The organism is uncultured Martelella sp. (assembly GCF_963677965.2).
Lineage (GTDB): Bacteria > Pseudomonadota > Alphaproteobacteria > Rhizobiales > Rhizobiaceae > Martelella > Martelella mangrovi.
In genome coordinates this window covers 2842888-2864868 of sequence record NZ_CAXXFM010000001.1, presented here as the reverse complement: position 1 = coordinate 2864868, position 21981 = coordinate 2842888, and the positions used below count along the sequence as shown (strand labels likewise).

20 protein-coding genes and 1 riboswitch are annotated in these 21981 nt (G+C 61.6%); of the genes, 5 read left to right on the top strand and 15 right to left on the bottom strand.

Annotation, left to right across the window (positions count from 1 at the left end):
- Positions 1-101: 101 nt before the first annotated feature.
- Complete coding sequence (locus tag ACHZCU_RS13400; RefSeq protein ID WP_319519171.1) at positions 102-989, top strand: aldo/keto reductase; 888 nt, start codon at positions 102-104, stop codon at positions 987-989.
- A 182-nt stretch (positions 990-1171) separates the two neighbouring features.
- Here the strand turns inward: ACHZCU_RS13400 and ACHZCU_RS13395 are convergent, their stop codons facing one another.
- The 3 genes from ACHZCU_RS13395 to ACHZCU_RS13385 form a co-directional block, all read right to left on the bottom strand.
- Positions 1172-1591 (bottom strand): DUF1284 domain-containing protein, encoded by a 420-nt coding sequence (locus tag ACHZCU_RS13395; protein ID WP_319519170.1) that lies wholly within the window; start codon positions 1589-1591, stop codon positions 1172-1174.
- Positions 1588-2178, bottom strand: coding sequence for a biotin transporter BioY (locus ACHZCU_RS13390; protein ID WP_319519169.1), 591 nt, complete (start codon positions 2176-2178; stop codon positions 1588-1590). Before ACHZCU_RS13390 ends, ACHZCU_RS13395 begins: the two co-directional genes overlap by 4 nt.
- A 169-nt stretch (positions 2179-2347) precedes the next feature.
- Positions 2348-2971: a GntR family transcriptional regulator gene (locus ACHZCU_RS13385; protein ID WP_319519168.1), complete on the bottom strand. Its 624-nt coding sequence runs from the start codon at positions 2969-2971 to the stop codon at positions 2348-2350.
- 132 nt (positions 2972-3103) lie between these two features.
- On the opposite strand from ACHZCU_RS13385, the gene ACHZCU_RS13380 reads away from it, so the two are divergent.
- On the top strand, positions 3104-4006 hold the full coding sequence (locus ACHZCU_RS13380; RefSeq protein WP_319519167.1) for a LysR substrate-binding domain-containing protein: 903 nt from the start codon (positions 3104-3106) through the stop codon (positions 4004-4006).
- Positions 4007-4036: 30 nt separating this feature from the next.
- Here the strand turns inward: ACHZCU_RS13380 and thiC are convergent, their stop codons facing one another.
- Positions 4037-5845 carry a phosphomethylpyrimidine synthase ThiC gene (gene thiC, locus ACHZCU_RS13375; RefSeq protein ID WP_319519166.1) on the bottom strand — a complete coding sequence of 603 codons (1809 nt, stop codon included), beginning with the start codon at positions 5843-5845 and terminating at the stop codon, positions 4037-4039.
- Positions 5846-5945: 100 nt separating this feature from the next.
- A riboswitch (TPP riboswitch) is annotated at positions 5946-6062 on the bottom strand.
- Positions 6063-6191: 129 nt separating this feature from the next.
- On the opposite strand from thiC, the gene ACHZCU_RS13370 reads away from it, so the two are divergent.
- Both ACHZCU_RS13370 and ACHZCU_RS13365 read left to right on the top strand, forming a co-directional pair.
- Positions 6192-7106, top strand: coding sequence for an NAD(P)-dependent oxidoreductase (locus ACHZCU_RS13370; RefSeq protein ID WP_319519165.1), 915 nt, complete (start codon positions 6192-6194; stop codon positions 7104-7106).
- 71 nt (positions 7107-7177) lie between these two features.
- Positions 7178-7975: a phosphodiesterase gene (locus ACHZCU_RS13365; RefSeq protein WP_319519164.1), complete on the top strand. Its 798-nt coding sequence runs from the start codon at positions 7178-7180 to the stop codon at positions 7973-7975.
- A gap of 15 nt (positions 7976-7990) precedes the next feature.
- On the opposite strand, the gene ACHZCU_RS13360 is transcribed toward ACHZCU_RS13365, so the two are convergent.
- From ACHZCU_RS13360 to ACHZCU_RS13330, 7 genes are all read right to left on the bottom strand, one after another.
- Entirely contained in the window at positions 7991-8617 is a 627-nt protein-coding gene (locus ACHZCU_RS13360) for a LysE family translocator (RefSeq protein WP_319519163.1), read from the bottom strand.
- A gap of 1 nt (position 8618) precedes the next feature.
- A complete protein-coding gene (locus tag ACHZCU_RS13355) occupies positions 8619-9548 on the bottom strand; it encodes a DMT family transporter (protein ID WP_319519162.1) in 930 nt (309 codons plus the stop codon).
- A 204-nt stretch (positions 9549-9752) separates the two neighbouring features.
- Positions 9753-12143 (bottom strand): glycoside hydrolase family 3 N-terminal domain-containing protein, encoded by a 2391-nt coding sequence (locus ACHZCU_RS13350; RefSeq protein WP_319519161.1) that lies wholly within the window; start codon positions 12141-12143, stop codon positions 9753-9755.
- Positions 12144-12166: 23 nt separating this feature from the next.
- Positions 12167-13330 carry a sn-glycerol-3-phosphate ABC transporter ATP-binding protein UgpC gene (locus tag ACHZCU_RS13345; protein ID WP_319519160.1) on the bottom strand — a complete coding sequence of 388 codons (1164 nt, stop codon included), beginning with the start codon at positions 13328-13330 and terminating at the stop codon, positions 12167-12169.
- A gap of 19 nt (positions 13331-13349) precedes the next feature.
- Positions 13350-14186, bottom strand: coding sequence for a carbohydrate ABC transporter permease (locus ACHZCU_RS13340; RefSeq protein ID WP_106303707.1), 837 nt, complete (start codon positions 14184-14186; stop codon positions 13350-13352).
- A gap of 4 nt (positions 14187-14190) precedes the next feature.
- Entirely contained in the window at positions 14191-15123 is a 933-nt protein-coding gene (locus ACHZCU_RS13335; protein ID WP_319519159.1) for a sugar ABC transporter permease, read from the bottom strand.
- Between the two features lie 148 nt (positions 15124-15271).
- Positions 15272-16564 carry an extracellular solute-binding protein gene (locus ACHZCU_RS13330; RefSeq protein WP_319519158.1) on the bottom strand — a complete coding sequence of 431 codons (1293 nt, stop codon included), beginning with the start codon at positions 16562-16564 and terminating at the stop codon, positions 15272-15274.
- 316 nt (positions 16565-16880) lie between these two features.
- On the opposite strand from ACHZCU_RS13330, the gene ACHZCU_RS13325 reads away from it, so the two are divergent.
- Entirely contained in the window at positions 16881-17903 is a 1023-nt protein-coding gene (locus ACHZCU_RS13325) for a LacI family DNA-binding transcriptional regulator (RefSeq protein WP_319519157.1), read from the top strand.
- 93 nt (positions 17904-17996) lie between these two features.
- On the opposite strand, the gene ACHZCU_RS13320 is transcribed toward ACHZCU_RS13325, so the two are convergent.
- Genes ACHZCU_RS13320 through ACHZCU_RS13305 form a run of 4 tightly spaced genes read right to left on the bottom strand, consistent with a single transcriptional unit; the run spans position 17997 to position 21978 of the window.
- Positions 17997-18488: a hypothetical protein gene (locus tag ACHZCU_RS13320; RefSeq protein ID WP_319519156.1), complete on the bottom strand. Its 492-nt coding sequence runs from the start codon at positions 18486-18488 to the stop codon at positions 17997-17999.
- Between the two features lie 39 nt (positions 18489-18527).
- Positions 18528-19388, bottom strand: a complete 861-nt coding sequence (locus tag ACHZCU_RS13315) for an ABC transporter permease (RefSeq protein ID WP_319519155.1) — start codon at positions 19386-19388, stop codon at positions 18528-18530.
- A complete protein-coding gene (locus tag ACHZCU_RS13310; protein ID WP_319519154.1) occupies positions 19385-20317 on the bottom strand; it encodes an ABC transporter permease in 933 nt (310 codons plus the stop codon). Before ACHZCU_RS13310 ends, ACHZCU_RS13315 begins: the two co-directional genes overlap by 4 nt.
- The gene (locus ACHZCU_RS13305; RefSeq protein WP_319519153.1) at positions 20314-21978 is read right to left on the bottom strand and encodes an ABC transporter ATP-binding protein; all 1665 of its coding nucleotides are present in this window, start codon (positions 21976-21978) and stop codon (positions 20314-20316) included. Before ACHZCU_RS13305 ends, ACHZCU_RS13310 begins: the two co-directional genes overlap by 4 nt.
- Positions 21979-21981 lie beyond the last annotated feature (3 nt).

The following is a 21981-nucleotide window of genomic DNA, read 5'->3' as shown; positions in this document are numbered from 1 at the left end:
AGACCTAGAACCAACATGAAAAACGCTTCGATTATGTCGGTTACGGGTCCCGTGCAGGCGTTTACGGAAATTGACGCCGCGACCGGGAAAGTAGACGACGAATGAACAGGATTTCCAACCTCACCCTGAACAACGGCATCACCATGCCATGTCTCGGCCTCGGCGTGCTCGACCGCGCCAACCGCGCGTCGACGGCGGCAGCGGTCGAAGCGGCGATTGCCGATGGCTACCGCCTGATCGACACGGCAGCTTCCTACCTCAATGAACGCGAGGTCGGTGAAGGATTGGCCCGGAGTGGTGTTGCGCGCGCCGACCTTTTCGTCACCACCAAGGTCTGGATGAGCGATTACGGAGAAGAAAAGACCCTGCACGCTTACGAAGCCAGTCTGGGCAGGCTCGGGCTCGATTACATCGATCTTTACCTGCTGCACTGGCCTGTACCGTTGGACTTCGAAGCAACGATCGCCGCCTACAAGGTTCTGGAAAAGCTCCTTGCCGAAGGCAGGGTTCGGGCGATCGGGGTATCGAATTTCAGCGCGGCACATCTGGAAAACCTGATGGCGCAGACCGAGATCGTTCCGGCAGTCAATCAGGTCGAACTCAATCCAAGCTTCCAGCAGAAGGATTTGCGGGCGGCGCACCGGAAGTTGGGCATCGTCACCCAGGCATGGTCGCCGATCGGCGGCGGTTTTCGCCGGTCCGCCGATCAGGGCAGCGACCCGATAGCGGATCCGGTCATAGCCGGACTGGCACAAAAGCACGGCCGGACGGCGGCCCAGATCATCCTGCGCTGGCATATCCAGAACGGCGTTTCGGTCGTTCCGAAGTCCTTCAATCCGAAGCGCATCGTCGAAAACCGAAATGTCTTCGATTTTGAGCTCCCAGCCGATGACATGGCCGCGATCAATGCGCTCGACAAGGGCTTGCGTACCGGACCCGACCCCGAAACGACGACAGCGGCCGCCTTCGACATCGCCATTGAAGATTGACAGCCGCCCGTGGCGCGCGCGCAATTTCGCAATTGGACGCATGGCAATGTCTTGCCTCACAAGGTGAAGTCACAACAGGGAGGCAAGACACCTGATTTCCACCTGCTGCGCCAGACCCGTTCGGCAGGGACTGCCCCAGGTGGTCGCAACCTGACAAAGCCGGTGCGGTGCAGGCCGGTGGCTCAGGAAAAGGCTGAGCCGGCATATCCCGATGCAGCCACCGCGCCGCACAGTTCACGCCAGTCGCATCCGGCACAGGCCGACCGTGTGTCTCCCTTGGCAAAGGCGTGACGGAGCCGGCGAATGCGCGCTTCATCCAGCACGAACCGTGTTCCGGGCTTGATGGTCAACGCCAGCAGACCACCGACATCCGCCGCCGCGGCAAGGTCGCGCTCAACGACACTTTCGCGATGGCAGTGGGGTGCCGGCTCACCGAGAAGCGGCGCGCAGATCGCATCCGGCCCCTCGATGATCTCGATTTCCTCGCCTTCGGCAAGACGCCCCACGATCACCGCCATATTGGCCGTGAACGCGGGCGTGTAGCCCTTGCCGACAAAGGTGAGGATACACAACAGATGATGCGGACGCAGCCTTACCGTCATTCGGGAAGGCGCGCCGTCCGGCCCGAAACCAGTTTCAAAACAGCAGCCCCGAGTGCGGATTTCAGGACAGCACCGAGAAGAAACGGAACCACGCCCAGCACGATCGCCTGTTCGGCGCCGACAAGCGCGGCCAGCCATGCGGCCCCGAGCACCAGGCACAGGATATTGCTGGCAAGCATGCCCGCAAAGGCGAGCACCACCCGCTGCCCGTTCCATCCGCGCTCGGCCAGAAAGCCCATGACCATGCCCGCAATCGGGAAGGCAAACAGATATCCGCCCGTCGGGCCGAGGAAGTGATGGATGCCGGCAGCCCCGCCGGCCAGAACCGGCAGCCCCAAGGCCCCTTCAACAAGCCACGCAGTGATCGTGACGCCACCGAGCCGCCAGCCGTAAAGCGCACCGACGAGGGCAACCGCGAAGGTCTGCAATGTCACCGGAACGGGCACCATCGGAACCTCGATATAGGAGGACAGCGCGAGAAACAGCGTACCGACAAACACAGCCCCGATTTTCCAGGCAAGCGGACGGTTCTGCAGGTCGATCATGACGGATTGTTTTCCGGTGGCACCGGCGGTCGACATGGGCATGAAAGTCTCCTTCAACAAATTATAGATAATTTCGACTCATTATCTCTAATATTGTTTCTGACTTTCGTCATCATTGCAAGAACGCCGCGCAGAAAGGGTCTGCGCGATGCGGATGCAATCGCGAATCTGTCTTGACTGGGATTGATGATGCGGTCTGGACCGCAGCGCTTCAGATCGGGTTTTGCCCAATCCAGGTCACGTGCCGTGCAAGCAGAGCCGCGGCCGTGTCGATATGGCCCGCACGCAGCGCCGAGAGGATCGCGCGATGGTCGCGATCGGTCGGCGTCTCCCATTCCGCACGCCAGCCGGAGAACAGGAAGCGTGCGCTGGCCGCATGAAGATCGTCGATCGTTCGCAGCAGACGCGGCATGCTGCATGGCGTCAGGATCAATCTGTGAAACCGGCGGTTCGCCTCTTCCCACACCTGAACATCGCGTGCGTGATCCCCTGCCCGGGTCGCCTCTTCGGCCTCATCCAGAATGGAGGTGGTCAGATGCGGCGCGGCATTGCGCAAAGCCAGCACCTCGAGCACGGAACGCATTTGCGCCACTTCGCGCAGATCATCGAGGCTGAAAGCGGCAACACGCACCCCACGGCGCGGCTCGCTTTCGACCAGCCCCTGTGCTTCCAGCCGACGGAAGGCCTCGCGCACCGGAACATGGCTGGCCTTGAAGGTTTCGGCAATCTGGTCCTGGCGCAAACGGGTCCCCGCCGCAATCTCGCCGGAGATAATGCGACCGGCCAGTTCGCGACTGATCCGTGTGGCGACAGGTTCTGATTTGGTGTTCGGCATGGATCATAGATAATCGCGGCCGCACGAAAGGTCCATAGACGCCCGGCAAAGCACCGTCTTGATCCCGAGGCATTTCCTGCATAAACTTTTCAATATCGAATAGATCACATAACTCGATTGCGAAATTCGGAAATGTTGACGACTTTTGATATGGACGCGCTCAGAACCATCGTGGTGGGAACCGACCTTGGCAGTTTTGCGCGTGCGGCGGTGCAGCTTGGCCGCTCCCAGTCGGCTGTCAGCATGCATCTGAAGAAGCTGGAGCAGCAGACAGGGACCGTGCTTTTCAGGCGCAACGGCCGCGGTCTTGTGCCGACCGAGGCGGGTGAGGCCTTTATCGCCTATGCCCGCCGGATCATCGCGCTGAACGACGAAGCGGCGTTATCGGTCGGCGCTGCCGCCACGACGGCCTCTGTCCGGCTGGGCCTGCCGCAGGATTTCTTCGACGATTTGATGCCCGCAACGCTCCGGACCTTCAGGCAGAATTGCGACAATGTGCATGTCGATATCCGGGCGGGCGAAAACCACAGCCTGGCCGAGGAAGTGCGCGCGGGCCGTCTGGATGCCGCCATCGCCTTCTTCCGCGCCGGCAGCCCGGCCGAGGGCGAAACGCTGTGCCGGCTGCCGATGCGCTGGCTGGCAACGGAGGATGTGATGGCGACGCTGCCGCGCGATCCTGTTCCGCTCGTGCTGTTCAACCATCCCTGCCTGTTCCGGCAGGCAGCTCTCGCGGCTCTGGATGACAGCCGGACGCGCTGGCGCGCCGCACTGACGACGCCAAGCCTCCCGGCCGTCTGGTCGGCGCTGCGGTCGGGTCTGGGCATCGCGGTGCGCACGGATCACGGCAGGCCCGCGGATATCATCAGCGTGGGGCACGATTTTGGCCTGCCGCAGCTGCCATCAATCGAACTGCGCCTCCTGCGTGCGCCGAACATTTCAGGCATTGCCGACCGGCTGGCCGAGGTGCTGCGCCGGGAAACGCTGAGCAAGGTGACGCCAACGGCTGAGACCGAACCGCACACCGAACCTGCATAAGTCATTCCCCGGCAACTGCTTCGAGATGGCTCAAGCCTCCTCTTCGCTTTCCAGCGGAAGGTAAAGCGCCCCGCCCTCGCGGAATTTTTCCGCCATCTTCGCCATGCCCTCTTTCTGGGCTTCGGCGCGAATATCGTGCGAAATACGCATCGAGCAGAATTTCGGCCCGCACATTGAACAGAAATGCGCAACCTTGTGCGCCTCCTTCGGCAGGGTCTCGTCGTGCATCGAGCGTGCGGTTTCAGGATCGAGCGACAGGTTGAACTGGTCCTCCCAGCGGAACTCGAAGCGCGCGCGCGACAGTGCATCGTCACGGATGCGCGCGGCCGGATGCCCCTTGGCAAGATCGGCGGCATGGGCGGCAATCTTGTAGGTGATCACCCCGGTCTTGACGTCATCGCGGTCGGGCAGGCCGAGATGTTCCTTCGGCGTCACATAGCAGAGCATCGCCGTGCCGAACCAGCCGATCATCGCCGCGCCGATGCCGGAGGTGATGTGGTCGTAACCCGGCGCGATATCCGTGGTCAGCGGCCCGAGCGTATAAAATGGCGCCTCGCCGCAGGCCGCAAGCTGCTTGTCCATGTTCGCCTTGATCTTGTGCATCGGCACGTGGCCGGGGCCCTCGATCATCACCTGGCAGTCTTTCGCCCAGGCGATCTGCGTCAGTTCGCCCAGCGTTTCCAGTTCGGCGAATTGCGCCTCGTCATTGGCATCGGCAATCGAGCCGGGGCGCAGGCCATCGCCGAGCGAGAACGACACGTCATAGGCGCGGGCGATATCGCAGATCTCGTCGAAATGCTCGTAGAGGAAGCTCTCGCGATGATGATGAAGGCACCATTTGGCCATGATCGAGCCGCCGCGCGAGACGATGCCGGTCACCCGGCCCACCGTCATCGGGATCATATGCAGCCGTACGCCTGCATGGATGGTGAAATAGTCCACGCCCTGCTCGGCCTGCTCGATCAACGTGTCGCGAAACACCTCCCAGCTTAACTCTTCGGCAATGCCGCCAACCTTTTCCAGCGCCTGATAGAGCGGCACCGTGCCGATCGGAACCGGCGCATTGCGGATGATCCAGTCGCGGATATTGTGGATATTGCGGCCGGTGGACAGGTCCATCACCGTATCGGCGCCCCAGCGCGTGGCCCAGACCATCTTTTCCACTTCCTCGGCCATGGATGAAGTCACGGCGGAATTACCGATATTGGCGTTGATCTTCACCAGAAAATTCCGGCCGATCGCCATCGGCTCGGCCTCGGGGTGGTTGATATTGGCCGGGATGATCGCCCTGCCCTTCGCCACCTCGTCGCGGACGAATTCGGGCGTGATGAAATCGGGGATTTCCGCGCCAAAACTCTCGCCATCGCGCATCAAGGCCTGTTTCGCCGCCTTTCGCCCGAGATTTTCGCGGATGGCCACAAACTCCATTTCAGGCGTGACGATGCCGGCGCGGGCATAGGCCATCTGGGTCACCGCCTTGCCATCCCTGGCCCGGCGCGGCTGATGGCGCACGGGAAATTCCGGCACCAGCCGCTTGCCTTCGGCAAAGCCATTATCCTCCGGCTTCACATGGCGTCCGTCATAGGCGTGCGTGTCGCCGCGCGCGGCAACCCAGCCCTCGCGCAGGCGCGGCAGGCCGCTTTCGATGGCGATATCGGCCTGCGGATCGGTATAGGGGCCGGAGCTGTCATAGACCGTGACGGGCGGCTCGCCGGCGCTTGGGTGCACGTCGATCTCGCGCATCGGGATGCGGATATCGGGATGCAGCATGCCCTTGTGCCAGACGCGGCGGGATGCCGGCAGCGGGCCTGTGGTGACGGTCGGAGAAATATCTTTCATCGGTCGGAGCCTCCATAGCTCTTGGCGTTGGAGACCCAGTTCGACGTTGAATGGAGGAGGCCGCGCATATTGCGCCTGAAAGGAACAGCGGGCCTTATCCCGCGCAGCCGATGCACCATCCCTACGCCAGTGTGAACTGGATCAGGTTCATCGGGTCACTGCGCCGCATAAGCCAGCAGTATCTCAGCCCCTTGTCGGGACCCCCCGGGTGAGCGCGCCAAAATTGCGCCGGATGCGCGAGCTTGTCAACGCCTGCTGCGAAAAACGGTATATACCTGATTTTCGAATTTATGACTTTTATAAATTTCGTTTTTCGGAATGGATAATCGGCCTTAGGCTTGCGCGCATGCCCGATCAGAACGCGCCCGCACCGCAAAGCAGACCGACAGGTTTCATCGGCCTCGGCACGATGGGAACGCCCATGGCACTGAACCTCGTTCAGGCCGGTATGCCGGTTATCGTGTGGAACCGGACGCCGGAACGCTGCATGCCTCTGGAAAAGGCCGGCGCCGCCGTTGCGCCAACGGCAGGCGACCTGTTTTCCCGGTGCGAAACCGTGCTTCTGATGCTCGAAAACGAACGCGCCACAGATGCCGTCCTCGGGCGTGGAACGGACCGCTTCGCCGAACGGGTCGGCGGTCATTGCATCGTTTCGATGGGCACCGTCTCGGCGGCGTATTCCCGAACACTCTCTGATGAAATCACAGCCGCCGGCGGCCATTATGTGGAAGCGCCGGTCTCCGGTTCGCGCAAACCGGCCGAAGCCGGACAGCTTGTCGGCATGCTCGCGGGCGCGCCGGAGGATATGAAACGTCTGCACAGCCTTCTCGCGCCGGTCTGCAAGCAGGTTTTCGAGTGCGGCGCGGTCCCTGCGGCGCTGCAGATGAAGCTCGCGGTCAACGCCTTCCTGATCACCATGGTCACGGGGCTTGCGGAATCCGGGCACTTCGCGGCGCGGCACGGGCTCGACATGGACAAGTTTGCCGAAATCCTGAATGCCGGACCGATGGCGAGCGACGTCTCGAAGGTCAAGATCGACAAGCTCCGCCACCGCAATTTCACTCGTCAGGCCGGAATTTCCGATGTGCTGAAAAACAGCCGGCTGGTGGCTGACGCGGCGCGTTCGGCAGGCACCGCCTTTCCGCTGATGGAGGCGTGTGTGGCGCTCTACGCGGAAACGGAAGCCTTGGGGAACCCGGAGGACGACATGATCGCCGTTATCCGGGCATTCGAGGCGCGCGCCGACCACTCCGGCTCTTGATCTGCCTGTCGCCGCGCGCCACTCTGCGACTGCCCGTACGGCGCCCGCCGGAAAACCTTGAGGATAAAACCATGCTGATCGCCCACCTCTCCGATCCCCACCTTCGCGCCAAAGGCGCGCTTTATCAGGGACTGGTCGATTCGAACGCCATGTTCGATCTCGCGCTCGATACACTTCTGGCGCTGCGCCCGACGCCCGATCTGGTGGTCATCGGTGGCGATCTTGTCGATGGCGGCACGGAAGCCGAATACGAGACGGTGCGAACCGCCCTGCAACGCCTTGACCAGCCTGTCTTCGTGATCCCCGGAAACCATGACGATCGCGAAACCTTCCGCCGTTGTCTTCGTGACCTTGTTCGGCTTCCCGATGAAGGACCGCTGCATTTCGACACGCACGCGCAATGGCCCGTCAGGGTGATCGGCTTCGATGTGACGGTCCCCGGGCAACACTATGGCGAGATCACCGAGGCGTCACTCGCATGGCTGGAGCAGAGACTGACCGAACGCCCGGATCAGCCGACAATGCTCTTGATGCACCAGCCGCCCGTCGACAGCGGCATCGGCTTCATCGATACCTACAAATGTTTCGGCGGCGACCGACTGGCGGCACTGGTCGGCCGGCATGACAATGTGGAGCGCGTGTTGTGCGGTCACATTCACCGCTTCATGCAGATCGGGTTCGGCGGCCGCCAGCTGATGACGGCGCCGAGCACCACGACAGCCATCGCACTCAAGCTGGAGGAGGATGCATCGCCGGCCTCCTTCGTCGAGCCGCCGGCCTTTCTTTTGCACCACTGGCGCAAAGGCGGCGGTCTTGCAACGCACTGGGTGCCGGTTGGCCGTTTTCCCGGACCACTGCCCTTCTTCTGATTGCGCGTTTGCCGCCTATCGCGTTACCGCCATGAAGGCACTGCCGCCGATCATGAAACCGCCACCGGCATAGCCTGCCCGCCTCCGCGCAGCGCGGCTGCCAAGAAGCGTGCGCATCCGGGCCGCGACAAGCGCGTAACACCCCAGGACCACCACCACGACAAGGCTAGAGGTCAGGGTCAACAAGGCAAGCTGAAGCGCAAGGTTGCCGTCCGGCGCGATGAACTGCGCGAGAAACGCCATGTAGAAGACAATGGATTTGGGGTTCAAAACGGCGGTGAGCGCGCCCGCGCGAAAACAGCTCCAGACGGCTGCGGTGTCCTGCTCCGGGACCAGATCGACAGCCGCTTCCTCGCCGCGCGCCGCCCTGATCTGCTCAATGCCCAGCCATGCCAGATAGAAGACACCGGCCCATTTGACGAGTTGAAACAGCAGGGCCGACGCCGCAAGAACGGCACCGACACCGGCAAATGACAGGCCGAGAAGCGCAATGGAGCCGACGACAGTGCCGAGGACGCCCATCATGGCGGCCGCCCTGCCCCTTGTCAGCGATTGCCCGATCACGAGCATGACGCTCGGGCCGGGAATGACAGTCAGCACCACGCAGGCGATCAGATAGGCAACCCAGCTTTCCACCGACATTCTAGCTCCTCTCCGTCCTTGTTTCCGTCTCTACCGGGGTGAGCGACGCCAGAAACGCTCCGCCGCCGATCAGCGCGATACCGCTCAGGTCGACAAAACCCGGCCGGTCGCCAAAGAGCAGAATGCTCCACACCAGCGCAAACACAAGATATCCGTTATCGAACAGACCAATGACCGGCGCCGGCGCCAGTTGATAGGCCAGTGCGACTGCCGCGGTGATAACGGCAAGAAGAACACCGAGCCCCATCAGTATCTGCCATCCCGATGCCCCAAGCCTTGGCCAGGCGGAAAGCAGAAAGCCTGCATCGCTGCCTGCGCCGAAAAACAGCAGAACCATCACATAGGCCGCACCGGCCGCCGCAAGGACAAGGTTGAGATTCAACGCCATAGACAATGGCGGGACATCACGGCAGCGGCCATAGGTGATGACGGCGGCCAGCGCGTAAAAAAACGCTGCCAGCAGCGGCAGGACCATGACCGGTGACACTTCCGACGGGCCCGGTCTGAGGATCACCAGAACGCCGGCAAGCCCCAAAGCAATCGCCACAACCCCGCGCTTTCCAATGTGCGTCCTGAGCAGGATGGCCGACAGAACCGCCATCCACATCGGCGATGTGTAATAGCAGGCCGCCGCCAGCGAAAAGGATATAAACGGCAGGGCTGCATAGTAGCTCGCCCACATCAGCGCCAGGCTGAGGCTGCGCGCCCAGACCCACGGATTTGCCGTCAGAAGCGCGCGCCCGTTCCTTGCGGTCAGCCGGAAGATTATCGCAAGAAGAATGGCCGCAACGGCCGAACGCAGGACAAGAACCTGCCCCAGCGAGACATCGTCACTGAAAAGCTTGACCAGCGCATCGGAAAGCGAAAGCAGAAGCACGGCGCCGGTGATGGCGCCGATACCGGTAAGACGCGCCTGCCGCGTATTCGTCATTATGGATACCATGAGCGCAGCCAAACATGCATGATGCCCGATGAAAAATGATATTTTTCTTAGAATACATGATCAGAACGCATGCAAACGATGCGCTTCAGCTGGCGCGACGTGATGCCGGAGGCGATCTGAAAGCCTGCTCTCCCTGCTTTCAGGCATGAAGAGCCAGGCTGACAGATCGCCATCAAGGGCATCGATGGCCGGTTAAGCCTTTTCGGCAGAAAAGCCGCTCAGCATCCGCCAGTCGGCCGGAAGTTTCCGGCGTTCACCGGTAACTTCGACCCGCGTTTTCAGCCTGATATCCCCGCTCGATGCGCCGACCATCAGCGTGAAGAAGCCGGGCTCAACGATGCGGCGGCCCTCATAGCCGGTGAAGTTCAGCATGTCGGTGGGCACCTCGAAGGTCACGCGGGTGCTTTCGCCGGGCTTCAGCGCTATCTTGCCGAAGGCTTTCAGCTCCTTGACCGGGCGCACCAGTGTGGCGATCTCGTCACGGACGTAAAGCTGCGGCACGGCGATGCCGTCGCGGTTACCGGTGTTTTTCACCGTGAACGACAGCTTGACGGTGCCCGCCGCTATATCGACAGCGTCTTCTTCCAGTGCAACGTCTGCATAGTCGAACGTGGTATAGGAAAGGCCGTGGCCGAAGGGGTAGCGGCTGCCGAAATGGCGGGCAATCGGCGTGCCGGAACTCTTGAAGCTGTGGTTATAGAAATAAGGTGCGGCGCCGACATTGTGCGGGATTGAAAGCGTCAGGCGGCCGGACGGTTCGACTGTGCCGGTCAGCACGTCGGCCAGCGCCGTTCCGCCTTCCTGACCGGAGAAGAAGGTCATCACCTGGGCGGCAATCCTGTCTTCCGCACCGCCGAGATTATAGGGTCGGCCGGAGGAGATGACGACGATGACCGGTTTGCCGGTTTCGATCACGGCATCCAGAAGCTTCTGCTGCACGCCGGGGAGTTCCAGCGTGTCGGCGTCCGAACCTTCGCCGACCGTGCCGGTCTGAAAGATGCCGGAAAGATCACCGACGCAGACGATGGCGACATCGGCATTCTTTGCCGCCTCCACAGCTTCCGGGATCATGTCGAGACGGGATGAAAGCGAGGAAGCCTGTTCCAGCGACGTGCTGTCATCGACATCGCCGGGAAACACCGGCGCGCCGGCCTTGCGTTCGTCGAGGATGTTGCAGCCGCGGGCGTAGACGACGTTATCCGCGCCAAGCTTCGCCTTCAGTCCGGCAAGCGGGGTGATGACGCTTTCGACCTCTTCCTGCGCCTCGTTGTGGATCAGGTGGACCGGGAAAGCGTAGTCACCGAGAAGGGCCAGCGGGTCATCGGCGGTCGGGCCAATGACGGCGACTTTCTTGCCCGATGCGAGCGGCAGAATGCCGTTATTGTCGAGGATGGTGATGGATTCTTCTGCCGTCTGCCGGGCGATGTCGGCAAATTCCTGACGCTGGAGCACGATGCCGCCATCATCCGCATAGGGCTTTTCGAACAGGCCGAGGCGGAATTTTTCCTTCAGCACACGACCGACGATCTCGTCGATCTTCGCTTCCGTGATCAGCCCGCGGTCGAGCGCTTCCTTCATATCCTTGGCGCAGTCATCGCCGGGAAGCTCGATGTCGAGACCAGCATTGAAGGAAAGCGCTGCGGCTTCCGCCCGTGTTTCGGCAATGCCATGGTGCTGGTAAAGCAGGCTGACGCCGACATAGTCGGCGACGATCAGGCCATCGAAACCCCAGTCATCGCGCAGTACCCGGGTCATCAGGTTGTGCGAGGCGTGAACCGGCTCACCGTCAATATCGTGATAGGCGGGCATGACCGAGCCGGCATTGGCAAGCTTCACCGCCATTTCAAACGGCAGCATGAAGGTGTCGTTCAATTCGCGCCAGCCCATATGGACGGGGGCATGGTTGCGGCCGCCTTCGCTGGCGGAATGGCCGGCATAATGCTTCAGCGTGGCCAGCACGCCGCGATCTTCGCCCTGCAGGCCTTTGACATAGGCCGAAGCGATCACCCCGGCAAGATAGGGGTCCTCGCCGATGCTTTCTTCCGTCCGGCCCCAGCGGGCGTCCCGCGCCACGTCGAGCACCGGCGCAAGCCCTTGATGGCAACCGATGGCGCGCGCTTCCTGGCCAATCGCCGCGCCGACCTTTTCGATCAGCGCCGGGTTGAAAGTCGCGCCGAAGGAGAGCGAGGACGGAAACAGGGTGGCGCCCTTGATCATCAGCCCGGACAGGCACTCCTCATGCGACATGACGGGAATGCCGAGCCGGGTTTCTTCGACCATGAATTTCTGCAGCGCGTTCAGCGCGCGCACGCCTTCGGCCGGGTCGATACTGCGGGTGCCGAGCGGCCGGGTGACCTGGCCGAGACCGGAGGACAACATGGCCTTCAACGTCTCCGGGTTGGTCTCGCCGGTGAACTGGTCGGAGCGCGTCTGGTGATTGCCATCCTCAGCCAGAAACAGCCAGACGGCATGCAGCTGGCCGATCTTTTCCTCGATGGTCATACGGCCGAGAAGGTCTGAAACACGGGCTTCGATCGGCTGTGATGCGTCCTTGTAGACGGGATTTTTCTGTTCGTTGGTCATTTTGTTATTTCCGTATTTCGTGTTCAAACCGCGTCGGATTCGGAGAGCTCGTGCGGGCCGGGCACGCTTGGCAGATAGTCCAGCGCCTCGCCTTCGGCATCAAACAGATGGCAGGCCGCAGGCTTGACGAAGAAGGCCATCGGCTTTTCCGGCACCTTCAGCACATCCTCAGCGACCTTGGCGATCATCGGCTTTTCCGTGCTTTCGTTGAGATAGAGGTGGCTGTATTCGCCGAAATTTTCCACAGCGCGCACCTTTCGGCGGATCACCTGCTCGGTCGTATCGTCTTCAACCGGATGCATGTGTTCAGGGCGCACGCCGAGCGTCAGTTCGGCGCCGTTCGAAAGGCCCTCGGTCGACACCGGCACCTGCAATGTCTCACCGGTTTCGAGTTTCACCGTGGCGCCGTCGGCATCGCCACTCTCAAGCGTCACCTTGAGAAAGTTCATTGACGGCGAGCCGAGGAAGCCTGCGGCAAAAAGGTTCGCCGGGCGGTGATAAAGCTCCAGCGGCGCGCCGACCTGGGCGATACTGCCCTTCTTCGTCACATCCGGCCCGGCACGCAGCAGCACGATCTTGTCGGCCAGCGCCATGGCTTCCGTCTGGTCGTGGGTCACATAGATCATGCTGGCTTCGGGATAATCGCGGTGCAGATTGGCGATTTCGGAACGCATGTGAACACGCAGCGCCGCATCGAGGTTCGACAACGGCTCGTCGAACAGGAAGACGGCGGGCTGGCGGACGATGGCGCGGCCGATCGCGACACGCTGGCGCTGACCGCCGGAAAGCTGCTTTGGCCGGCGGTCGAGCAAAGGCTCTATCTGCAGCATGCGCGCGGCCTCGTTGACGCGGCGTTCGATGTCCGCTTTCGGGGTCTTGGCCTGTTTCAGGCCGAAGGCCATGTTTTCATAAACGCTCATATGCGGATAGAGCGCGTAGTTCTGAAACACCATGGCCACGCGGCGCTCGGCCGGCGGCACATCGTTCATGACCTCGCCGCCAATCCTGATGTCGCCTTCGGTGATTTCCTCGATGCCGGCGATCATGCGCAGAAGCGTGGACTTGCCGCAGCCCGAAGGCCCGAGGAAAACGCAGAATTTGCCGTTTTCGATGTCCAGATTGATGTCATGCAGGACGGTGAGCTTGCCGAAGCGCTTTTCGACGTTTTCGAGAAGGATCTGTGTCATTGTTGTTACTCCGGTTCCGTCAGCCCTTGAGAGAGCCGGCCATCATGCCGTTGACGATCTTTTCCTGACCGATGGCGTAGACGATGATCAAAGGCAGGGCAGAAAGCGTGACGACGGCCATGATGGCGGGGACATTCGATGCGTACTGGCCCTGGAAATCCCAGACTGCCAGCGGCAGCGTGCGCCTGTCGGCAGAAGACGTCAGCACATAGGCGAACACGAATTCGTTCCACAGCATGATGCCGTTATAGATGGCGACCGTGGAAATGCCGGGGCCGGCAAGCGGCAGGAAAATCTTCCAGTAGATCTTGAACGGGCCGCAGCCATCGAGCATGGCGGCTTCCTCCAGTTCCTTCGGCACCTGCCGCATGAATTCCGTCAGGATGAACACCGAGATCGGCAGGCTGATCGCTACATAAGGCCCGATCAGGCCGGCCGGCGTATCGTAAAGCCCCATCGAGCGGGTCATCAGATAGACCGGTACGAGGGTGACATGCAGCGGCACGATCATGCCGGCGACAATCAGCGCGAACAGGCTGTCGGAGAACCTGAATTTCAGCCGCGCCAGCGCATAGGCCGCCATCGATGAAAACAGCACGATGATGATCACCGAGGTCGAGATCACGAACAGGCTGTTCCTGAGATAGATCAGGAAGGAGCCCTCAAGCACCTCGATATAATTGGAAAGGTTGAAGCTTTCCGGCAGCGCCCAGACCGGGTTGACGAAGGTTTCCTGCTGGGTCTTCAGGCTCATGAACGCCACGAAGATGAAGGGCAGCGTGGTGACCGCCAGCCAGAACGTGCCGAGCACCGGAATGGCAACGCGCGAGACCTTGAAGCCTTGTTTCTTTTTCATCGGATCAGACCTCCGTCTCGAACCGCTTGGACAGGCGGAAGGCAACTGCCGCAATCACGGTGATGATGATGAACATGGCGGCGGCGACCGTGGTGCCGTAACCGAGTTCGAAGGAGGCGAAGACCTGCTTGTACATGTAGCTTGCCATCACCTGCGAGGCATTTTCCGGCCCGCCTTCGGTCATGACGTAGATCAGGTCGAAATAGCGCATCGAACCGATGGTCGCGAGCAGCACGGCGGTGCGGAACGTGCCCTGCAGATGCGGCAGTTTCAGCCGCCAGAAAATGGTCGTCTGGGTGGCGCCGTCGAGCCTTGCGGCCTCGGTGATCTCGCGCGGGAATGAGGCGAGACCGGCAAGGAACAGCACCATGTAGAAAGGAATGTTCTGCCACAGCACGACCGCGATGACCGAGCCCAGCGCATAGCGCGGATCGCCGAGCCAGTCATGCGCCCAGCCGTAAAGCCCCATGGCATCGAGAATGGAATTGATCGGGCCGAAATTCGGGTCGTAGATGTTCTTGAACAGCACGCCCAGCGCCACCGAGGACATCAAAAGCGGGATGAAATAGAGGATCTTGAGGATCCGCGAACCCTTGCTTGCCTCATCGAGAACGACGGCGAGAACCAGCGCGATCGGCAGCTGGATGATGATCGAGAACAGCGCCAGAAGGATGTTGTTCAAGGCGGAATGCCAGAACACGCTGTCATGCATCAGCCGGACCCAGTTATCCAGGCCCACGAATTCGGCGGTATCGCCGAGACCGTTCCAGTTTACAAAGGAAAGCCGGAAGCTGGAGATCAGGGGATAGAGCAGATAGACGGCCAGAAAGATGACCGCCGGCGCCATGAAGACGAAGGGCGCCGCCTTCTGGGCCATGACCCATTTCTTGCGCTGCCTTTGCCGGTCGGCAGCCGTCCGCGTTATCGCCGTGGACATGGTGTTTCCTTTCTCTCGCGCGTTTTCCGGAAGTCCGGGAAAAACGGCACACGCAGCATTTCGGCCGCCGCCGGGAGGGACGGCGGCCGATGCGGGGCGCGTGTTACACAAACGCCTCGGAGGTTTGGGCTAAGGAAAGGCGCAGGCCTTATTGCCGGGCCTCGGCCTGGGCAGCCTGTTCCATTTCGGCGGCGGCTTCTTCCGGCGTGATCGACATGCCGAAGAGCTGCTGGACCGTGTCCTTGTGGACTTCACCGAGGGCCGGCGGCAGTTCCTGATCGTACCAGAGCTGAACGCTGCCCGCATCGCCGACAACACCGAGAACCTTGTTCAGGAAAGGATCGTCCGTGGTGATGTCCTTGAGCGGCATGACCCGCTGGTCGGCAAGACGGGCGGCAGCGGCATCGTCATTGGTGAGGTAGGTCAGAAGCTCGAAGGCCTTGTCCTTTTCAGGGCAGGCGGCAGAGACGCTGACATAGTTGTCGCCGAGCGTGCCGATAACGTTGGACGGATCGCCCTTGCCATTGGGAACCGACGGGAAGGTGAAGAAATCGACCTTTTCGGCAAAGGCCGGGTTTTCATTGCGGATCGAAGCCATTTCCCAGCTGCCCATCAGCTCCATGGCGGCACGGTCGGCATAAAGCAGGCGGCGGGAACCGCCGACATCGTAGTCGAGACCGTTATAGCCGCGGGCAAAGGCGTCGGCTTCAACGAGTTCCTGAAGGCGTTCACCGGCTTCGATGAAGACCGGATCCTCGAACGAGCCGCCTTCTTCGCGGGCAGCGGCCTTGCGGAAGACCTCCGGCCCGCCGATGCGGTCTGCCAGCAGGACGAAATACATCGAGCCCGGCCACTTGTTCTTGTTGGCCAGCGCAAACGGGGCGATGTTGTTTTCATTGAGCACATTGATGACGTTCATCAGCTCGTCCCAGGTTTCGGGCGGCGTCAGGTCGAGCTCGTCAAAGATTTCGGTATTGTAGAAGACCACGGCAACGGCGGTGTTTTCCGCCGGCAAGCCGTAGATCTTGCCATCGAAGGTGACCGGGCCGAAGCTGGCCGGCACGAAGCGATCCTTGAACTCCGGATTGGCATCGAGATAGGGCGTCAGATCGGCGACCTGCCCGGAATCGACATATTCCTTCAGCGGACCGCCGCCCCAGGAGGCGAACACGCAAGGCGGCTCATTGGCGCCGAAAGCGATCTTCAGCTTGGTCTTGTAGGCGTCATTGGCAAAGTGCGAATCCTCGACCACATAGCCGGGATTGGCTTCCTCGAAACGATCCATCGCATCACGAACAATGCCGGCTGTCGCCGTGTCCGAGCGCAAATCCCATGATGTGATCGTTGTTGTATCCTGCGCCTGCGCGGCAAGCGGAACGAGCGCCGCAACGGCTGCGGACCCTAAAAGGCGTGCAAAAACGCCGGACGATTTGAATTGCATTGTATCCTCCCAAGCAAAACAGTGACAAATCCGTTGATACGAGTTACGTTACCGGTAACGATACATTGTGTCAATCGCCTTTCCCTTTGGAAAAAACGAGGACAATTCGAGCCAACAGAGAGCCAGCCGGACAATCGCAAACAGCAACGGAACAAGCGCCTTTGTCGCTATTGTGACAAATTTGTGCTAGCCAGAGCTTCGCTTTGCGACTTATGGCGCATGGACCTTTAAAGAACGAATTTAATGTTGGCCGGTTGATGTCTTTGCCGAAGGGCCGAGGTGCGATGCCGATGAGAATGCGCCGGGGAGAAACGCTGTGGCGGTGAAGAAACGGGCGGCCACACTGGCCGAAATTGCGAAAGTTGCCGGCGTCTCCCGGATGACGGCGTCACGCGCGCTGAACAACCAGCCCGGCGTGTCGGCGGAAACGCGAGAGGATATCCTGCGCATTGCCGATGAGATGGGCTACTCCGTCAATCCGTTCGCCCAGAAACTGGCCAATGGCCGTTCGCGCATCATCGGCGTCATGGCCGAGCTGCATGCCCCCTTTACCAGCGATATCGTGCTGGGCATCAGTGGTGCGGCCAAAAGCGCCGGCTACGAGGCGCTGGTCTATTCGCTGCCCGACCGCGACAGCACGGCACCGAGCAGCGTTGCCAGCCTGCTTCAACAGATCGCCGGCGGCATTGTTGCGATCCTGCCTTACGAGGCGAGCTATCTGGAGCAGATTGCCAGCGAAACCCTGCCGGTGGTGACGATCGACACGCTGTATGATGATCCGCCGTTTCCGGCGGTGGATGGCGACAGCTATCAGGGGGCTAGGCTGGCCGTTCGCCATCTGGCCGATCTCGGACATCGGCGTATCGGTTTTATCACCGGCGACAACCGGCTGCGTTCAGCGCGTGAGCGGCTGGCGGGATACAGGGATTCCGTTGCCCAGTTCGGTCTGGACAGGGATCCCGAACTGATTGTCACCGGTGATTTCCTGCAGAAAAGCGGATTTGACGCCGCCAAACAGCTTTTGGCCCTCAAGGATCGCCCGACCGCGATTTTTGCCGCCAACGACATCAGTGCGCTTGGCGCCAGCCAGGCCTTGCGCGAAAAGGGTCTTAGAATCCCGGAGGACATGTCACTGGTCGGTTTTGATGACATCGCCATCTGTCAGCAGATGCATCCGCCGCTGACCACGATCCGTCAGCCGCTGCGCCAGATCGGTCGCTCGGCCACGAACACCCTGCTGGCCCGCATCGGTGGCCTGGATGCCCCGAGCAACCGGATCACCCTGCCGACAGAACTGGTCGTCAGACAGTCGACGGCGGCCCCGCCAAAAGCTCTTTAGCGCTCGACTTCGACGTCCATGCCGGCCACGGCCTCCCCCGGCAGGAGAAGCTGAACTGGTGCGGCCGGAGCGCATCGTCACGAGGCTGCAAGGTTATTCTTCTACGCGGCCGAATGTCTCGAAGAACGCCTTCGATGTGCCATCGGGAGCCTTGCCGACACCCCAGCGCATCAGGGTCGAGGCGTCCTCGGAGAAGCACCAGTACTGGCCGATGATCACATCGCCGTCGAGTTGCTCCAGCACCTGGAATTCGCGGGCACTCAACTGGCGGATACGCACCTCGTTGTAGCGGGCGTTGCCTGCAATCGGTGCGGGTTTGTCATCCAGCGTCGCATCGAATTTGTTGATATAGAGCTTTTCGGGATTGGTGTCGTTCAGACCTTCATAGGCCAGAAAATTCTCATCAAACCGCATGGTCAGCGTCAGGCGGAAACCGGCCGGGAACATGCCGTTGCTCCAGTAGCTCTGCGGATGCTGCGAACGATAGACACCGCTCAGGCGTGTATTGTCCCACAATTGCGGTTCGATGGCGGGCAGGCCCCGGCCCGAGGCAAGAGCTTCAATCAGCATGGTTTGGTCTTTCATACGGTCTATCTTGTTGTTGAAGAGGGAAAGAGCGACAGGTCAGGTTCCCTGCCGGCCCGCATTGCGAAGCGTCGGATCAAGCTGGTCGCGCAGCCAGTCGCCGACGATGGACACCGACAGGGCGAGGAAAAAGATGATGGCGCCGGGGAACATGGTGAGCCACCACGAGGTCATCAGCCGGTCGCGCCCGTCGCTCATGATCTGGCCGAGGCTCGTCATCGGCGGCTGCACGCCAAGACCAAGAAAGCTCAGCGCGGTTTCAAGAAGAACCGTCAGCGGCAGGTTGATGGTGAACTGCACCAGGATGACGTTGAAGATATTGGGCAGGATATAGCGCAGGTAAATCCGGGCAGCCGATGCGCCGAGAACCCGCTCGGCCGTGACATAGCCGCGTTCGCGCACCGAAAGCGTGGAGGCGCGCACCAGACGGGCATAGTTTTCCCAGCCGCTGAAGCCGACCATGATCACGATCAGCAGCAGGCTGCTCTTGAACAGCGCCAGCACGAACAGCGCAACAATGATGATCGGCACCGAGGCCTGCACATCGACGGCCATCATGATCAGCGTATCGGTCTTGCCGCGCCTGCCGCCGGCAATCAGCCCGAGCAGCGAGCCGAACACGGCGCCGATCAGCGTACCGAAGACCGCGACCAGCAGCGTGACCTTCGCGCCCATGGCAAGGCGGGTCAGAAGATCACGGCCGCGCCCGTCCGTGCCCAGCACATGATCCCACGATCCGCCGAGAAAGACGGGAGGTTCGTACCGGTCAAGCAGCGACGTCTGACGGAAATCATAGGGCGTCAGAAAGCCGCCAAACAGGGCGAACAGCACGAACAGGATGACGAAGCCGATGGAGATGCGCACGGCGAGCGGCATGTCGCGGAAAAACGAGAACCTCATGACGCGGCCCTCCGGATGCGCGGGTCGAGAAACGCGTAGAGAATATCGACCGCAAGGTTGGCAAAGGTCATCGAGAAGGTAACGGCCAGCACCAGAAACTGCACCACGGCAATATCGCGGGTGGCGACCGAGCGCACCAGCAACTGCCCGACGCCCGGCCACGCGAAGACCTGTTCCGTCACCACCGCGCCGGCCACGAGACTGCCGAGACTGAGGCCCAGCATGGTGACGATCGGGATGGCCGCATTGGGCGCCGCATGTCGCCACAGACGCCGCGCCACCGGCACGCCGCGCGCCTCAAGCGCCATCATGAAGGGCTGGTTGATCGTTTCCAGCAGCGATGACCGCGTGAAGCGCGCGAAGGCACCCATCGAGGCCAGCCCCAGCGTTGCCGCCGGCGGCAGCAGCAGAAAGAGCGAAATCTGGCCGTTTGCCGCCGCGCCGAAGAAGACGCCGAAGACCAGCGCGCCCGTCAGGATGACGACAAGACCGAAGAAAAAGTTCGGCATGGCGAAGGCAAAGACGGAAAAGCCCATCACCAGCCGGTCGATAAAGCTGTTGCGGTTAAGCGCCGCGACAGCGCCGATCAGGATGCCGAAAACGACCGCGATTGCCAGTGCCGTTCCGCCAAGCATCAGTGTCGCCGGGAGCCGTTCGAGAAACAGCGTCAGCGATGATTTGCCGGTGTGGATCGAATAGCCGAAATCGCCCTGAAACAGGCCGAGAACGTAGTTGACGTATTGAACCGGCAGCGGCTTGTCGAGCCCCAGCTTGACACGGTAGGCCTCCACCACCTCGGGCGGCGCGTCCGGTGGCGCCAGCGCCTGGGCCGGGTCGCCCGAAAGGCGAATGAAGAAGAACACGATGGTCACCGCGATCAGCAATGTGGCCAGCGAGCGGAGAATGCGAAACAGGATGATCCGGCTCATATGCTGTCGCCTCCCGTGGCTGCGATCCCGCCGGCCCGCGAAAGCGACGAGGTCGCCCGCCCTGCCCTGTCGGGAACCGCATTGAGCAGCGTTCGGGTATAATCATGGGCCGGCGTGACCAGCACTTTTGAAGCCGGCCCCTGCTCGACCGCCTCGCCGCGATACATCACCGTCACCTCGTCGCAGATCGAAGCGGCGACGCGCAGGTCGTGGGTCACGAACAGCATGGCGAAGCCGAGCTTTTCCTGAAGCGTGGCGAACAGCGCTAGGATCTGGGCCTGGATCGAAACATCGAGCGCCGAGATCGCTTCGTCGGCAACCAGAATTTCCGGCTCGACCACCAACGCGCGGGCAATGCAGAGCCGCTGTCGCTGGCCGCCGGAAAATTCATGCGGGAAGCGATCGAAGGCCTGTTCCGGCAGTCCGACGAGCGAGAGCATCTGACGTGCGCGATCTGCGGCCTGCCGCCGTGTTGCACCGTGGATGAGGGCGCCTTCGGCAACGCTCCACCCGGCCTTCTGACGCGGGTTGAGGGCGCTGAACGGGTCCTGCTGCACAAGCTGGATGCGCTTGCGCATGGCGCGCGGCATGCCGGTCACGAACTGGCCTATATCCGTGCCGTCGAGGATCACGGTTCCGCCGGTCAGCGGCTCGAGCTGCAGAATACCGCGCACCAGCGACGATTTGCCCGATCCGCTCTGGCCGACCAGCCCATGGGTCTCACCGCGCTTCAGAGAAAGCGAAACACCACGCACCGCCTCGATGGCGCGGTCTGCGAAAAGACCGTCACGCTGATGATAGGTGATGGCGATATCGCGCGCTTCCAGCACCACCGACGTCTCATGTTCCGCGCCGGTTTGGGCGCCCGGCTTCGGCAGGCTTTCGAGCAGGCGGATGGTATAGGGATGGCGCGGCGCCTCGAAAATCGCGTCGCGGCTGCCGGTTTCGACGATCTCGCCCTCACGCATGACCATCACGCGGTCGGCGATATCGGCCACGACCGAAAGATCGTGGGTAATGAACAGCAGTCCGGCCTGGAATTCTTCCTGCAGGTCGCGAATAAGGCCCAGGATTTCAGCCTGTGTGGTGACGTCGAGTGCGGTCGTCGGCTCGTCTGCAATCAGCAGTGCCGGCTTGAGCGCCAGCGCCATGGCAATCGCGATCCGCTGGGCCTGACCGCCGGAAAGCTGATGCGGGTAGGATTTGTGGATCCGTTCGGGATCGGCCAGCCTGACGGCCGTGATCATGTCGAGAGCGCGGGCCCGGCGCGCACGCGCCGAACGCATGCCGTGAACCAGAAGCATCTCCTCGATCTGCCTTCCGACCGTCATCACCGGGTCGAGCGTGGCCGCCGGTTCCTGAAAGATCAGGCCGATCCGGTCTCCCCTCAGCCTGCGCATGGCTGCGGGGTCTCCGGCCGGCAGCGGCGCGCCCTCGAAGATGATCTCGCCGGCGGCCTTTTTGAGGCCGCGCGGCAACATGTCCAGCAAGGCCTGTGCGGTGATCGACTTGCCCGAGCCGCTTTCGCCGACGAGACACACGCATTCGCCCGGCCGGATCGAAAGGTCGAGGCTGCAGACAGCATGGTCGCGGTCCGCCCCCTCCGGCAGGGTGATCGTCAGGCCCCGGATGTCGAGCAGTTCCGACGGATTGTCAGACACCGG

Excerpts from the sequence above, each read along its gene's own strand:
- ACHZCU_RS13400 (WP_319519171.1), top strand. The coding sequence starts at position 102 with ATGAACAGGATTTCCAACCTCACCCTGAACAACGGCATCACCATGCCA.
- ACHZCU_RS13395 (WP_319519170.1), bottom strand. The coding sequence starts at position 1,591 with ATGACGGTAAGGCTGCGTCCGCATCATCTGTTGTGTATCCTCACCTTT.
- ACHZCU_RS13390 (WP_319519169.1), bottom strand. The coding sequence starts at position 2,178 with ATGCCCATGTCGACCGCCGGTGCCACCGGAAAACAATCCGTCATGATC.
- ACHZCU_RS13385 (WP_319519168.1), bottom strand. The coding sequence starts at position 2,971 with ATGCCGAACACCAAATCAGAACCTGTCGCCACACGGATCAGTCGCGAA.
- ACHZCU_RS13380 (WP_319519167.1), top strand. The coding sequence starts at position 3,104 with ATGTTGACGACTTTTGATATGGACGCGCTCAGAACCATCGTGGTGGGA.
- thiC (WP_319519166.1), bottom strand. The coding sequence starts at position 5,845 with ATGAAAGATATTTCTCCGACCGTCACCACAGGCCCGCTGCCGGCATCC.
- ACHZCU_RS13370 (WP_319519165.1), top strand. The coding sequence starts at position 6,192 with ATGCCCGATCAGAACGCGCCCGCACCGCAAAGCAGACCGACAGGTTTC.
- ACHZCU_RS13365 (WP_319519164.1), top strand. The coding sequence starts at position 7,178 with ATGCTGATCGCCCACCTCTCCGATCCCCACCTTCGCGCCAAAGGCGCG.
- ACHZCU_RS13360 (WP_319519163.1), bottom strand. The coding sequence starts at position 8,617 with ATGTCGGTGGAAAGCTGGGTTGCCTATCTGATCGCCTGCGTGGTGCTG.
- ACHZCU_RS13355 (WP_319519162.1), bottom strand. The coding sequence starts at position 9,548 with ATGACGAATACGCGGCAGGCGCGTCTTACCGGTATCGGCGCCATCACC.
- ACHZCU_RS13350 (WP_319519161.1), bottom strand. The coding sequence starts at position 12,143 with ATGACCAACGAACAGAAAAATCCCGTCTACAAGGACGCATCACAGCCG.
- ACHZCU_RS13345 (WP_319519160.1), bottom strand. The coding sequence starts at position 13,330 with ATGACACAGATCCTTCTCGAAAACGTCGAAAAGCGCTTCGGCAAGCTC.
- ACHZCU_RS13340 (WP_106303707.1), bottom strand. The coding sequence starts at position 14,186 with ATGAAAAAGAAACAAGGCTTCAAGGTCTCGCGCGTTGCCATTCCGGTG.
- ACHZCU_RS13335 (WP_319519159.1), bottom strand. The coding sequence starts at position 15,123 with ATGTCCACGGCGATAACGCGGACGGCTGCCGACCGGCAAAGGCAGCGC.
- ACHZCU_RS13330 (WP_319519158.1), bottom strand. The coding sequence starts at position 16,564 with ATGCAATTCAAATCGTCCGGCGTTTTTGCACGCCTTTTAGGGTCCGCA.
- ACHZCU_RS13320 (WP_319519156.1), bottom strand. The coding sequence starts at position 18,488 with ATGAAAGACCAAACCATGCTGATTGAAGCTCTTGCCTCGGGCCGGGGC.
- ACHZCU_RS13315 (WP_319519155.1), bottom strand. The coding sequence starts at position 19,388 with ATGAGGTTCTCGTTTTTCCGCGACATGCCGCTCGCCGTGCGCATCTCC.
- ACHZCU_RS13310 (WP_319519154.1), bottom strand. The coding sequence starts at position 20,317 with ATGAGCCGGATCATCCTGTTTCGCATTCTCCGCTCGCTGGCCACATTG.